A 12,546-nucleotide genomic window follows, 5' to 3' on the forward strand; every position below is an offset into this window, starting at 1 on the left:
GGGCGCCCGGTTGGCGACGCTCGCGAGGGCGATCGTGTTGGTGCGGGAGCTTTCGCCCGCAGCGGCGGAGAGTCCGCGACCGGTGGCGTGAGCTGCCTAGCGGCGCCGGGCCGGTGGGGGCGACGCTCGATTGGTTCGCCCGCAGCGAAAGGGATTTCACCAGCCGTGTCGTCACGTCTAGCGTGGCCGGACATGGAAACCTTGACCGGCACCGCCGCTGGTGTCCCGTACACGGCGTTGCCACCAACCGGCGGTGGCCGCGCGCCGTTGGTCGTGACCTGGCACATGCTGGACGCGCCCCGGACCGACGCGGCGTTCGCGGCCGCGTTGCCGATGCGCGGGGTGCCGGCGTGGCGGGTCCACCTGGCCATGCCGATGTGCGGCGCGCGGATGGTGGACGGCCGCCTGGACGCGGCGATCGAACTCGCCCGGCGGGACGCGTTGCTGGCTTTCCTGGCGCCGTTCGTCCGGCAGGCCGCCGGGGAATTCCCGGCCGCGCTGAAGGACCTTCGCGCGCAGCTGCCGGTCGACGACGGCCCGGTCAGCGTGCTCGGCGCTTCGCTGGGCGGCGCGGTGGCGCTCGAAGTCCTTGCGGCGCAACAGGTCCCCATCCGCTCGGCCGCGCTGGTGAACCCCGCCGTGCGGTTGCGGTCGGTGGTCCCGCTGACCGACGGCCTCGCCGGGCGCCCGTACGAGTGGACGGAGGAGGCGCACCGGGTGGCGGACGCGTTCGACTTCGTCGCGCGGGCCGGCGAGCTGGCGCCGGTGCCGCTGCTGCTGGTGAGCGGCGAGCGGGACCACCCGGACCTGCGCGCGGACGCCGCCGCTCTGGTCGCCCGGCTGGCGGACGCGGAGCTGGTCGACGTGCCGGAGCTGGCGCACCCACTGGCCGAGGAACCGGGCCTGGAGCCGGCGCCGCAGCTCCCGACGACGAAGGCCGTCGACGAGGTGCTGGCAGACTGGTTCACCCGGCAGCTCGCCGACTGAGAGGCCGCGGCCCCTGCCCGCCAGCGCCGCGGCGGACCGCTCGGCCTGCCGGGCGCCCGGAGCGGAGTTGTCGGCCCGACACCTGGGTGGGCGCCCCGGTCAGTGGTCCCAGGCCAGCAGCATCCGCTCGGGGCCTCGGGTGGACAGGCCCGCCTTCCAGTCGATGCCCGCCTCGCCGTCGGCGAAGCGCAGGCCGGGCAGCCTGCGAAGCAGCGTGTCGAGCGCGACCTGCAGCTCCATGCGGGCCAGGGGCGCGCCCAGGCAGTGGTGCACGCCGTGGCCGAAGCCGATGTGCGAGGTGTCCTGGCGGCGCAGGTCGAGCTCGTCGGGCTCGGCGAAGACGCGTTCGTCCCGGTTCGCCGACGCCAGCGCGGGCAGCACGGCCTCGCCCGCGCGCACCAGCACCCCGCCCAGCTCGATGTCCTCCGTCGCGTACCGGGCGATGCCGGCGCCGAGCCCCAGCGGCACGAACCGCATCAGCTCCTCGACCGCCTTCGGCACCAGGCTCAGGTCGGCGCGCAGCACGGCCAGCTGGTCGGGGTGCGTCAGCAGCGTGTAGACGAAGTTGGGGATCTGCGACGCGGTGGTCTCGTGCCCGGCGACCAGCAACGCCGTCGCGAGCATCACCAGTTCCTCTTCGGACAGTCGATCCTCGTTGTCCCGCGCGGCGACCAGCCCGCTGAGCAGGTCGTCCCGCGGTTCTGCGCGCCGCTGCGCGATGAGGCCCTCCAGGTAGGCGTGCATCCTGCCGGTGCAGTCCGCCACCTCCTCGGGCGTGAACTTCGTGGTGGACAGGAACGCGTCGGACCAGTGGCGGAAGTCCACGCGGTCCTCGTAGGGCACGCCGAGCAGCTCGCAGATGACGGTCACCGGCACCGGCAGCGCGAACGCCTCGACCAGGTCGGCGGGCGGGCCCTCGTCGAGCATCGCGTCGACCAGCCCGTCGGCGATCTCCTGCACCCGCGGCCGCAACTGCTCGATGCGCCGCACCGTGAAGGCCTTCTGGACCAGCCGGCGCAGGCGGCTGTGGTCCGGCGGGTCCATGCTGAGGATGCCGCCGGGCTGCGACGGCTGCGGCCGCATGCGGGGTTCGTCGTGCTGGAGGCTCGCCGCGCGGCTGAACCGCGGATCGCCGAGCACGACCTTCACGTCTTCGTAGCGGGTGGCCAGCCAGCCCGGTTCGCCGTAGGGCAGCCGGACCCGGGTGAGCGGCTCGTTCGCGCGCAGGTTCGCGAACAACGGCTCCATGTCCAGCCGCTCCGGCTCACTGAACGGGTAGCTCCGGGGTTCCGCGGTGGTCATCACCAACTCCTCGACGGGTGAACTTCGCCCGAATCATTCCGACATGTGGTGTTTTTCCAACACCTGTCGGAGACCATTAGACTGATCCGGTGTCCGCCCCGCAAGTACCCGATCGCCGTAGCCGCCGGTCACGGTCCGCGCTCGAGGCCGCGCTGCTGGAGCTGATCGCCGAGCGCGACCTGGGTCAGATCTCGGTGTCCGACCTGACCAAGCGGGCGGACGTCAACCGCTCCACGTTCTACGAGCACTACACCGACGTGCACGACCTCGCGGCGGCCGCGTGCACGGACATGTTCGACGAGCTGGTCGCGGCCGCGCACGTGCTGCTGCCCAACGAGGACCCGGCGCCGATCGACGCGCTGGCCAGGATCTTCGCGCACGTGGCGGAGCACGCGCGGCTGTACGGCGCGTTGCTCGCCGGCAGCGCCCGGGTGATCAACCACCTGCACCAGCGCCTCGCGATCGCCATCCACGTGCACCTGGCCGGCACCGCAGCCCCCACCCACGCCGACGACCCGGCGGAGATCCCCCACGATCCGGCGGCGGCGCTGCTCGCGGGCGCCCTGCTGGGGACCGTGATGGACTGGCTGCGCCGCGGCTGCCCCGGCACGCCGGAGGGCATCGCCGAGGAGATCTGGCCGCACCTGGTGGCGGCGGGTTCGGTGAGCCGCTGACCCACTCGCCCGTCGCTGTGGTGGCGGGGGTGTTCGCTTGGGCGGGGGCGGTGGGTGTGGTGGCCGGGGCGCTGTGCTGTTCGCTCGGGCTGCGCCGGTGGCTGTGTGGCCGGGGGCGGTGTGTTGGTCGCTCGGGCCACGCGGCGGCTGCGGTGGCGGGGCGGTGTGTTGTTCGCTTGGGCTGGGCCGGTGGGTGTGGCGACCGAGCGCGCTGTGCTGCTCGCTGGGGCTTGGGCGGTGGTGTGGTGGCCGGGCGCGCTGTGCTGTTCGCTCGGGCCTGCCGGTGGTCGGGTGATCGGTGCGACTGCCGGCTGCGGCTACGTGGTTCCCCGCCTGCGGATGGCCGTCGCCAGCGCTGCGCCGCCGAACAGGAGGGCGCCCGCTGCGCCCGCGACCGCCGTCAACTGCCGCACTGTCCGGCCGCTGTCGCACACCGTGCTCAGCGCTGGGCGTGAACCGGGGAAGTACTGGTCGTACGTCCCGTCCGGGGCGGCATCCGCGTGCTGGTCGGGTTCGTGCAGCGCCGTACCGCAGGTGATCCCGGCCGCCGAGACCTCCGAGGTCGCCGCCCACACCGCCAAGCCGGCGCACAGCGCCGCCACGAGAACGAGACCGCCGATGATCGCCCGCACCCGCGGGAGTGTACTGCCCCGATCAGTCCGCGATCAGGCCCGCGAACCGGCGAGGCGGAACTTGGAGAAAGCGCTCACCGCGGGCGATCGCCGGCAGGACGCGGCGCTTCCGCACTCCGGCGCCGGACCACCACGGCACTCACCGCGGCTACCCGGTCTCCAGCCGCTGCGCGATCGGGCCGCGGGCGGGTGCCGGCGGGTCCTTGGGCAGCTTCTCCACGGCGCGCGCGAACTCGTCCCAGTTCGCGGCCTCCTTGAGCCGGAACTGCGCCGGCTTGAAGTTCGGGCTCGTGACGTCCAGGCCGAGTTTCGGGTCCTTGAAGAAGACCCTGCCGTTCTCCTTGGCCATGTCCTCGAGCATCGCGGTGAAGTGGCCGGCGAGCCGGTCGCCGGCCTCGGCCAGGTTGTTCCGCGCCGCGCGCACGTCGGCCCGGAACTGGGCCATGATGCGCTGCGGGTCGGTCTCCTCCCAGGTCTTCGTCAGCTGCTTGATCTCGCCGACGACCTTCGCCACGTTCTCGACCCCGCCCACCACGTCCCCGGACTTGGCGGCGGAGATCAGCCCGGCGGTGCTGTAGAACATGTTCAGCGCGAACTCGACCTTCGCGGTCGTGCGGTCCTTCTGCGCGTCGGCGAGGGCCTTGGTGATGTTCGCGGCGAACTTCTCGGCGTTGTCCTCACCGGTGCGCACCAGCAGCGCGTACTGCTCGAGCACCTTGTCCAGGTATGCCGCATAGGCGGACTGGTTCCCGACGAACGCCTTGAGGTCGTTGAGCCTGCTCGTCACCGCGCGGGCGGCCGACCCGGTCCACTCGGCCAGGTTGCCGGTCGCGGTGGTGAACTTCTCGTCCACGTCGTCGACGGTCACGTTCGCCGCGGCCAGTTCCCGGCGCGCATCGTCGGCGGCCGCGGCCGCGCCGCCCTGGTAACCGTGCAGTTCGCCGAGCAGGGAGTAGGCCTCCCAGACCACGTCCTTCTTCTTCGCCGCGTCGATCGACAGGTTCCGGACGTATTCCTCGGTCTGGGTGCCCACCCCCTCGATCACCGGCGGCGGCGACTGCTGGAGCAGGATCTTCGCGCAGTCCTCGATGACCCCGGCCAGTCGCAGGAACTCGGCGAACAGCTGCTCCCGGTACTCCTCGTACGCGCTCAAGCCGGTCAGCCCTCCTGGCCGTCGGCGCGGGCGTACAGCGCCTTGATCTTCAACATGGCCTGTCCCGCGTACTCCAGTTCGTCCTTGACGTGCACCTGGCGGCGCTCGACGAGGTCGGTCATCCGCGCGATGACCCCTTCGAGCTTGCGCAGCGGCAGGTTCTCGGTGTCACCGCGCAACAGGTCGTCCAACGTGGACCCGTCGGTGAACTGGACGTTCGCCCGGCACTTGTGCACCCGTCCCGCGACGTCCTGCGCCCATCCGCCCGCCTCGGTGAGGGCCTTGCCCGCCGCCTCCAGACTGCTCAGGTCGACCTCGTAGCCGTTGCTCAACGCAGCCTCCCCTCCACGCTCCCCGCGATCGGGCGAGTGTGCCGCGCGGACCGGACGGCCGTACAGGTCCATTCCGGACAATGTCCGGTTGCGGTCACAACCAGCCGCGGCGGACGGCGGCCACTCCGGCGGCGAACCGGCTGTCGACCTGCAGGACCTCCAGGATCGCGCCGACGTGGCGGCGGACCGTCCGCACCGCGGTGCCGGTCTGGCGGGCGATCGCCTCGTCGGTGAGGCCGGCCGCCAGCAGGTGCAGAACCTTGTGGCGGGCGGGGGTGAGCTCGGCCGGGGCCGCCTCGCCGATGGCCGTGGTGTCCGGCGCGTGCCAGAGCGCGTCGAACCACTCGGCGAGGAGCCCGAGCAGGGCGGGGGAGCGGATCAGCAGCGCGCCGTCGGCGCCCGTACGGTCGATGGTGACCAGCGCGACGTGGTCGTCGACGTGCATCATCTTCACCGGCACCGACCGCCGGATGCGGGCCTGCTCACCGGCGCGGACGGACTCCTCGATGCTGTGCGAGCCCCACTCGTCCGAGGCGTGCTCGGTGTCGTAGAGCATGCGGAACTCCACCCCGGCCGCGATGGCGTCGGGCGGCGGCAGGAGCAGGCCCTCGGTGGTCGGGTTGTGGCCGGACCTGGCGTTGAAGGTGGCGCGGAGAAGGCGGCGCGGGGAGCGGTAGAGCCCGGCCGCCAGCCGGGCCATCTCGGCGGGATCGCGGACCGCCTGGACGTCCTCGCCGTCGAGCGCGTCCTGCGACAGGCCGGTGGTCGGCGCGACCAGGTCGGCGAACCGCTCCCACGACTCCGCCAGGCCCGCCTGCAGCGCCGCCAGGTGCCGGTGCTGCCGGTCGATCAAGCGGCGCAGCGCGATCACCGGGTGCACCACGCGCACATACCGGTGGTCGCCCGCGCCGGCCATCGTGACGAGGCCGGCGTCGAGCAGCTCCCGGCCGGCGGGGTCGTCGAGGTCGAACCGGCCGGCCCCGGGCCCGGCCGGGATCTCGCCCGCGGCGTGCAGGCGTTCGTACGCCTCCGCGGCCGCCTCCGACACCAACCCAGCCAGCACCATCGCCACCACGGTTCCTCCTGACGCCCGGAAACGGGGACATCATCACCCGGCCGCCCGTCCGGTGCGCGCAGTGGGCACCCACCGCGAGAGCATTAATTAATAATTAATCTTGACGCGCCCACCCCTGGCAAGCGAGACTCGTCCCGCAAGCGAGCGGGTCCGCGACAAGCCGGCACCCGGGTCAACGAAGGAGAGACATGGGCGCAACGAGGCGTCTCGGCCGCGCCGGGCTGGCGTTGCTCGTCGTGGCGGCGCTCGGCCTGGTCACCGCCTGCGCGGGCAAGGTGGGCGAGAACGGCCGGTTCGGCGTCGTCTACATGGACGCGCAGGGCTACTACGCCGGCGTGCGGGCCGGCATGCAGCAGGAGGCCGAGGCCCTCGGCCGCGTGCCACAGCTGCTGCAACTCAACGCGCAGGGCGACGCGTCGAAGGAGAGCACGTTCGTCGACCAGGTGAGCGCCGCGAAGGTGGACGCGCTCATCCTGTCCCCGGCGTCGGCGACCGCTTCGGTGCCTGCGATCCGCCTCGCGCACGCCAGCGGCATCCCCGTCATCTGCTACAACACCTGCATCGCCGACGAGAGCGCCCGCAAGTACGTCTCGGCGTACGTGCTGGGCGATCCGGTGCGTTTCGGCGCCCTGCTCGGCGACCAGGCGGCCGACCACTTCCTCGCCGCGGGCAAGACCGCGCCGAAGATCGCCGTCGTCAACTGCGAGTTCGTCGAGGTCTGCGTCCAGCGCAGGCTGGGCTTCGAGCAGGCGCTCAAGGCCAAGCTCCCGGCCGCCGCGATCGTGGCGAACCAGGAGGGCGCGACGATCGACGACGCGGTCGACGTGGCCGAGCGGATCCTCACCGCGCACCCCGACGTGGACGCGTTCTACGGCGAGGCCGGCGGCGCCACCATGGGCGCGGTCCGCGCCGTGCAGGCCCGCGGCAAGGTCGGCCAGACCGTCGTGTTCGGCAGCGACATGTCGACCGAGGCGGCGCAGGCGCTGGCCGCGAACACCGTCCTCAAGGGAGTCGTCGACATCTCCGGCATCGCGGTCGGCAAGCTCGCCGCGAAGGCCGCCGACCAGGTGCGGCGCGGCGAGCTGACCGAGTACACGGTCGTGCCGGCGCCGATCGACCTCTACGCCTCGCCCGAAGACGGCCGCGCCTGGCTGAGCGCGCACCCGGACGGTGTCCCGTGACCGTCCACACCAGACCGCAGAGCGAAGGAGAAGCCGTGGCTGCCAACGTCATCGAGGTCGACGGCGTCACCAAGCACTACCCCGGCGTGCAGGCGCTCACCGACGCCGCCATGACCATCCGCGAGGGCGAGATCCGCGCCCTGCTCGGCCGCAACGGCGCGGGCAAGTCGACGCTCATCCGCGTGCTGTCCGGGGTGGAGCGGGCGGACGCGGGCACCGTCACCGTCGCGGGCGAGCGGCTCGGCGACGGCGGCGTGCGCCGCGCGGCCGAGCTCGGCGTCAGCACCGTGCACCAGGAACTGAGCCTGGTCGCCGAGCTCAGCGTCGCGGAGAACCTCTACCTGGGCCGCTGGCCGCGACGCGGCGGCGCGGTCGACTACGCCACGATGCGCGCCGGCGCGCGGGCGGTGTTCGGCAGGCTCGGGCTGGACATCGACCCGGCCGCGCCGGTCGGCGAGCTGTCGCTGGCGCACCGGCAGCTCGTGGAGATCGGCCGCGCGGTGCGGGAACAGCCGCGGCTGCTGATCCTCGACGAGCCCACGAGCGCGCTCGCCGCGGGCGAGGTCGACATCGTGCTCGACACCGTCACCCGCATCGCCGCCGAGGGCGTGGCCGTGCTCTACGTCAGCCACCGGCTCGAAGAGATCCGCCGCATCGCCCACAGCGCGACCGTGATGCGCGACGGGCGGGTCGTGGACACGGTCGACGCGACCGGCACCGGCACCGACCGGATCGTCCAGCTCATGCTCGGCGACTCCGCGACGGCCGCGCAACGACCGCCCGCGCGCGAGGTCGATCGGACCGGCGTGCCGGCGCTGTCGGTGCGCGGCCTGTCGGTGCCGCCCAAGGTCCTCGACGTCTCGTTCGACGTGCACCCCGGCGAGATCCTCGGGCTCGGCGGGCTGCTCGGCTCCGGCCGCACCGAGGTGCTGCGCGCCATCGCCGGGTTCACCCCGGCCGCGGCGGGCACCATCGCCGTCGACGGCCGGGACGTCACCCGCCCGACCCCGGCGGTGATGAAGCGCCTCGGCGTCGGCATGACCCCGGAGGACCGCAAGGACGAGGGTGTCGTCCCGCTGCTCGGCGTCGACGAGAACCTCGTGATGTCGGAGTTCGGCACCGTGAAGTCCGGGCCGGCCATCCGGCCGGCGCGCGTCCGGCGGGCGGCGCGGCGGCTCATCGAGCGGCTGTCCATCGCCACCGCGGCGCCGGAGACCCCGATCGTCAACCTCAGCGGCGGCAACCAGCAGAAGGCCGTGATCGGCCGCTGGCTGCACGCGGGCAGCCGCATCCTGCTGCTCGACGAGCCGACCCGCGGCGTGGACGTGCATGCCAAGGCCGAGATCTACCGCCTGGTGCGGGAGGTCGCCGACGCCGGGGCCGCCGTCGTGTTCGTCTCCGGCGAGCTCGAGGAGCTGCCCCTGGTGTGCGACCGGGTGCTCGCGCTGCGTGCCGGGCGCGTCGCCGGCGAGCTGACCGGCGCGGGCCTGACCACCGATTCCGTGCTCTCCGCCGCGATGGCGGCCTGAGAAACAAGGGAAGACCATGACCGTTATCGACTCCCCGGCCGAGCAGCGTCGCAGCCGGGCGGGCCGCCGGTTCGGCGGGCGCTCGCTCAACGAGATCGGCCTGATCGCCGCGATCGTCGTGCTCTACGTCGCGCTCGGCAGCAGCGCCGCCGGGTTCCTCAGCCTGGACAACCAGCTCGGCATGCTCCGCGACGCCGCCACCGTCGGCATCGCCGCCTGGGGCGTGACCCTGGTGATCATCGCGGGCGAGATCGACATCAGCATCGGCCCGGCCGTCGCGTTCTCCTCGGTGCTGGTGGCCAAGGGCGCGGCGGAATGGGGCCTCGGCGTCGCAGGCGGCATCCTGCTGACCCTGCTCGCCGGTCTCGCCTGGGGCGCGCTGGCCGGCTGGCTGCGTGCCCGGTTCGACGTGCCGTCGTTCATCGCCACCCTCGGCGTGTGGAGCGCCCTGGGCGGCCTCGGTCTCTACCTCACCGACGCGCTGCCGGTCGTGCTGCCCGACAGCGGGCTGATGACCGTCCTCGGCGGCTCGGTCCTGGGCATCCCGACCCCGGCGATCATCATGGTGGTGCTGTTCTTCGTCTTCGCCTACGTCGCCCGCTACACCGCCTACGGCCGCTCGGTCTACGCGGTGGGCGGCAACGCGCCCGCGGCGCGGATGGCGGGCATCAACCTCGCGAAGATCCGCATCCTGCTGTTCGCGACCACCGGCCTGCTCTCGGCGATCACCGGGATCCTGCTGGCCGCGCGGCTCGGCTCCGGCAACGGCGGCGCGGCCTCCGGGCTGGAGTTCGACGTCATCGCCGCGGTCGTCATCGGCGGCACCGCGCTCGCGGGCGGACGCGGATCGATGCTCGGCACGCTGCTGGGCGTCGTGTTCATCACCGTCATCGGCAACGGGCTGGTGCTGCTCGGGGTGGACTCGTTCCTGCAGAACGTGGTGCGGGGCGTGATCATCGTGGTGGCCGTGCTGGTGAACGTGATCATCACCAAGCGGGCGCGGGCGACGAGGGAGAGCTAGTGAGCGACCAGATGACGGGCGTCTACCTGCCCGGGAACTCCACGGCGGTGCTGCGTGACCTGCCGGTGCCGGAGCCGGGCCACGGCCAGGTGCTGGTCGAGGTCGGCGCGTCCGGGATCTGCGGATCCGACATCGGCTACATCTACCACGAGCACAAGGGCCACCGCGGCGTCGACGGCCCCGCCTACCGCGGCGTCGTCGCCGGTCACGAGCCGTCCGGCCGGATCGTCGCCGCGGGTCCCGGCTGCCGCCGGTTCGGCGTGGACGACCGGGTGATCGTCTACCACATCGCCGGGTGCGGGGTGTGCGACAACTGCCGCCGCGGTTACCTGATCAGCTGCACCGGCCCGCAGCGCCAGGCCTACGGGTGGCAGCGCGACGGCGGGCACGCCCACTACGTGCTGGCCGAGGAGTCGACCTGCGTGCCGCTGCCCGACGAGCTGTCCTACGTGGACGGTGCGCTGATCGCCTGCGGCTTCGGCACCGCCTACGAGGGTCTGCGGCGCATCCGCGTCAACGGCGACGGCGACCTGCTCGTCGTCGGTCTCGGCCCGGTCGGGCTCGCGGCAGGCATGATCGGCAAGGGCATGGGCGCGCGCCGGATCGTCGGCGTGGAGCCGTCCCCGCAGCGGCGGGAGTGGGCCGCCGGACTGGACGTGTTCGACGAGGTGGTGACCCCGGACGCGGAGGTCGCGCCGGTCTTCGCCACCACGATCGACTGCTCGGGCTCGCGTGCCGGCCGTGCCACCGCGATCGCCGGTGCGGCGGAGTGGGGCCGGGTGTCGCTCGTCGGCGAGGGCGGCACGCTGGAGACGGAGGTCTCCGACGCGTTGCTGCACAAGCAGTTGACGCTCTACGCCTCCTGGGTCACGTCGGTGCCCGCGATGAGCGAGCTGGCCGTCAACCTCGCGCGCTGGGGCCTGCGGCCGGAACGGGTCGTCAGCGACCGGTTCCCGCTCGATGAAGCCGACAAGGCCTACGCGCTGGCCGCGGGCGCCAGCGCGGGCAAGGTGGTCCTGCTGCCATGATCGACCGCGACGGCGAGGTGCTCTGGCTGGACAACGGCCTGGTGCGCCTCGGCCTGGTGCCAGCGCTCGGCGGGCGGCTGCTGTCCCTGTCCACTCCGGACGGGCGCGAAGTGCTGTGGCGCAACGAGAAGCTGCTCACCGACCGGCTGGAGCTCCGCCAGGAGCACCAGCCGCACGGGGGCAGCCTCGGCGACTGGGTGAACTACGGCGGCGACAAGACCTGGCCGGCGCCGCAGGGCTGGGAGCGGGCGGACCAGTGGGCCGGGCCGCCCGACCCGGTGCTCGACTCCGGGTGCTACGAGGTGACGGCCGAGCAGACCGCGGACAGCGCCGTGGTCACCCTGACCAGCGGCGACGACCCGCGCACCGGCCTGCGGCTGACCCGGCGCTTCGAGCTGGGCGGCGGCAGCGGCTACCGGATGACGCTCACCGCCCGCAACACCAGCGCGCGCACGGTGCGGTGGGCGCTGTGGAACGTGACGCAACTGGGGCCGGGCGAGGTGCGCGTGGACGGCCCGGCCGAGGTCACCGAGCTGCTCGCGGGAACCGCTTTCCCGGAGTGGCACGAGGTGCCCGGCGGGGTGCGGGTGCCCGTCCAGGACGTGGTCGGCAAGCTCGGTTTCCCGGCCGCCACCGGGCGGATCACGCACACCGCGGACGGCCTGACCTGGACGCAGACGTTCGCGGTGGACGAGGACGCCGAGTACCCGGACCGCGGGTCCCGCGCCGAGGTGTGGCTGGAGTGCCCGCAGCCGCGGCCGCTGGCCGCGCTCGGCGACCTGGACCCGCCGGCGCGGATCGTCGAGTGCGAGGTGCTCGGCCCGCTGACCACGCTCGCGCCCGGCGAGGTGACGACGTTGACGATCGACTGCACGATCGAGGGGGAGTGATGCGGGGAAAGGTCGCGGTGGTCACGGGCGCCGCGCAGGGAATCGGAGCGGCGACCGCGATCCGGCTCGCCGCCGACGGCGCGGCGGTGGCGCTGCTCGACGTCGCCGACGCCACGGACGTCGCCCGGCGGATCACCGACGCCGGCGGCCGGGCGCTCGCCCAGACCTGCGACGTCAGCTCCGAGGCGGACTGGGCCGCCGCGCTGGAACGCTGCCGGGCCGAGCTGGGGCCGGTCGACGTGCTGGTCAGCAACGCCTACACCGTCGACGTGCGGCCGGCGCACGAAACCACGCTGGCGTCCTGGGAGCGGCAGTTGTCGGTCAACCTCACCGGCACGTTCCTCGGGTTCCGCGCCTGCGTGGACGACCTGTCGCGGGAGGCCCGCGGCGCGGTGGTGCTGACCTCGTCGGTGCACGCGCTGGTCGGCCTGCCAGGGCGGCCCGCGTACGCGGCGACCAAGGCCGCGCTGACCGGGCTCGCGCGCCAGCTCGCCGTCGAGTACGGCACCGTCCTGCGGGTCAACTGTGTGCTGCCCGGACCGGTCCTGACCGCGGCGTGGGACGGCATCGGCGAGGACGACCGGCGGCGCAGTGCCGAGGAAACCGCCGTGAAAAGGTTGGGCACTCCGGAGGAAGTCGCGGCGGCGATAGCGTTCCTGGCCGGTGACGACGCCTCGTTCGTCACCGGCGCTGCGCTGACCGTCGACGGCGGCTGGAGCGTCTACAAGAGGTCTTCGTGAGG

13 protein-coding genes are annotated in these 12,546 nt (G+C 73.1%); 8 read left to right on the plus strand and 5 right to left on the minus strand.

The window, feature by feature from the left end:
* Positions 1–192 precede the first annotated feature (192 nt).
* Positions 193–987, plus strand: a complete 795-nt coding sequence (locus L2C96_RS05340) for an alpha/beta hydrolase family protein (protein ID WP_237335375.1) — start codon at positions 193–195, stop codon at positions 985–987.
* 99 nt (positions 988–1,086) lie between these two features.
* On the opposite strand, the gene L2C96_RS05345 is transcribed toward L2C96_RS05340, so the two are convergent.
* A complete protein-coding gene (locus L2C96_RS05345) occupies positions 1,087–2,289 on the minus strand; it encodes a cytochrome P450 (RefSeq protein WP_237335376.1) in 1,203 nt (400 codons plus the stop codon).
* A gap of 89 nt (positions 2,290–2,378) precedes the next feature.
* Here L2C96_RS05345 and L2C96_RS05350 point away from each other — a divergent pair, with 89 nt between their 5' ends.
* Positions 2,379–2,963 (plus strand): TetR/AcrR family transcriptional regulator, encoded by a 585-nt coding sequence (locus L2C96_RS05350; RefSeq protein ID WP_237335377.1) that lies wholly within the window; start codon positions 2,379–2,381, stop codon positions 2,961–2,963.
* A 317-nt stretch (positions 2,964–3,280) separates the two neighbouring features.
* On the opposite strand, the gene L2C96_RS05355 is transcribed toward L2C96_RS05350, so the two are convergent.
* The 4 genes from L2C96_RS05355 to L2C96_RS05370 all read right to left on the minus strand — a co-directional run bounded on the left by L2C96_RS05355 (position 3,281) and on the right by L2C96_RS05370 (position 6,146).
* Positions 3,281–3,595 (minus strand): hypothetical protein, encoded by a 315-nt coding sequence (locus tag L2C96_RS05355; RefSeq protein ID WP_237335378.1) that lies wholly within the window; start codon positions 3,593–3,595, stop codon positions 3,281–3,283.
* A 148-nt stretch (positions 3,596–3,743) separates the two neighbouring features.
* Positions 3,744–4,748: a hypothetical protein gene (locus L2C96_RS05360; protein ID WP_237335379.1), complete on the minus strand. Its 1,005-nt coding sequence runs from the start codon at positions 4,746–4,748 to the stop codon at positions 3,744–3,746.
* A 5-nt stretch (positions 4,749–4,753) separates the two neighbouring features.
* Entirely contained in the window at positions 4,754–5,080 is a 327-nt protein-coding gene (locus L2C96_RS05365) for a hypothetical protein (RefSeq protein ID WP_020420843.1), read from the minus strand.
* Positions 5,081–5,174: 94 nt separating this feature from the next.
* Positions 5,175–6,146, minus strand: a complete 972-nt coding sequence (locus L2C96_RS05370; RefSeq protein WP_237335520.1) for a helix-turn-helix transcriptional regulator — start codon at positions 6,144–6,146, stop codon at positions 5,175–5,177.
* A gap of 197 nt (positions 6,147–6,343) precedes the next feature.
* Here L2C96_RS05370 and L2C96_RS05375 point away from each other — a divergent pair, with 197 nt between their 5' ends.
* Genes L2C96_RS05375 through L2C96_RS05400 form a run of 6 tightly spaced genes read left to right on the plus strand, consistent with a single transcriptional unit; the run spans position 6,344 to position 12,544 of the window.
* Positions 6,344–7,336 carry a substrate-binding domain-containing protein gene (locus L2C96_RS05375; protein WP_020420845.1) on the plus strand — a complete coding sequence of 331 codons (993 nt, stop codon included), beginning with the start codon at positions 6,344–6,346 and terminating at the stop codon, positions 7,334–7,336.
* Between the two features lie 35 nt (positions 7,337–7,371).
* Positions 7,372–8,865 (plus strand): sugar ABC transporter ATP-binding protein, encoded by a 1,494-nt coding sequence (locus L2C96_RS05380; RefSeq protein ID WP_237335380.1) that lies wholly within the window; start codon positions 7,372–7,374, stop codon positions 8,863–8,865.
* A gap of 16 nt (positions 8,866–8,881) precedes the next feature.
* Positions 8,882–9,886 carry an ABC transporter permease gene (locus L2C96_RS05385; protein ID WP_237335381.1) on the plus strand — a complete coding sequence of 335 codons (1,005 nt, stop codon included), beginning with the start codon at positions 8,882–8,884 and terminating at the stop codon, positions 9,884–9,886.
* Positions 9,886–10,914 carry a zinc-dependent alcohol dehydrogenase family protein gene (locus tag L2C96_RS05390; RefSeq protein WP_237335382.1) on the plus strand — a complete coding sequence of 343 codons (1,029 nt, stop codon included), beginning with the start codon at positions 9,886–9,888 and terminating at the stop codon, positions 10,912–10,914. Before L2C96_RS05385 ends, L2C96_RS05390 begins: the two co-directional genes overlap by 1 nt.
* Positions 10,911–11,804, plus strand: coding sequence for a DUF4380 domain-containing protein (locus tag L2C96_RS05395; protein WP_237335383.1), 894 nt, complete (start codon positions 10,911–10,913; stop codon positions 11,802–11,804). The genes L2C96_RS05390 and L2C96_RS05395 overlap by 4 nt, the downstream gene beginning before the upstream one ends.
* Positions 11,804–12,544, plus strand: coding sequence for an SDR family NAD(P)-dependent oxidoreductase (locus L2C96_RS05400; protein ID WP_237335384.1), 741 nt, complete (start codon positions 11,804–11,806; stop codon positions 12,542–12,544). Before L2C96_RS05395 ends, L2C96_RS05400 begins: the two co-directional genes overlap by 1 nt.
* The last annotated feature ends 2 nt before the right edge of the window (positions 12,545–12,546 follow it).

This window comes from Amycolatopsis tucumanensis, from assembly GCF_021654135.1.
GTDB lineage: Bacteria > Actinomycetota > Actinomycetes > Mycobacteriales > Pseudonocardiaceae > Amycolatopsis_E > Amycolatopsis_E tucumanensis.